Genomic DNA, 631 nt, shown 5'->3' on the forward strand with positions numbered 1-631 from the left:
GGCCGCGATGCCGGCCAGGGTGCCGCCGGTGCCGACCGGGCAGCAGACCACGTCCCGCTCGCCGAGACCGGGCAGTTCGGCCGGGATCGCGGCCGCGCCGACGGCGGCCAGGGCGTTGGAGCCGCCCTCCGGGAGCACCAGGCAGCGGCCCCAGCGGCGGAGCAGGGCGTCCGTGCCGTGCTCCCCCTCGGCCCGGCCGGTGGCCTCCCGGTACTCGGCCCGGGTCAGGAACTCCAGCCGCATCCCGGCCGCCTCGGCGGCCCGAAGCGACCAGTTGCGCGGCCGGTCGGCCAGTTCCTCGCCGCGGACCAGCCCGACGCTCTCCAGCCCGAGCGCCCCGGCGGCGGCCGCGACGGCCCGCAGGTGGGTCGAGTACGCGCCGCCGAAGGTCAGCAGCCGGGTGTGGCCCTGCTCCACGGCGGCGGCCAGATTGGGCGCCAGCTTGCGCCACTTGTTGCCGGGGACGGTCGGGTGCAGCAGGTCGTCCCGCTTCAGCCGCAGCTCCACCCCGGCCCGGGCGAAGGCCTCGTCGGTGCAGTCCACCAGCGGGGTCGGCAGCAGGGCGGGTTCGAGCACCCGGCCAGCTTAGGCGCACGCGCGGAGCCCGGACGCCTGACCGGCGACCGGGCTC

General features: G+C 78.1%; 1 protein-coding gene. It reads right to left on the reverse strand.

What is annotated here, in order from left to right; translation table 11 throughout:
- Positions 1-576: pyridoxal-phosphate dependent enzyme (locus KS423_RS46830; protein WP_224285698.1), on the reverse strand; the 576-nt coding region annotated here is incomplete at its 3' end.
- Positions 577-631: the final 55 nt, after the last annotated feature.

It is taken from the genome of Streptomyces sp. LS1784 (assembly GCF_020103755.1).
Lineage (GTDB): Bacteria > Actinomycetota > Actinomycetes > Streptomycetales > Streptomycetaceae > Kitasatospora.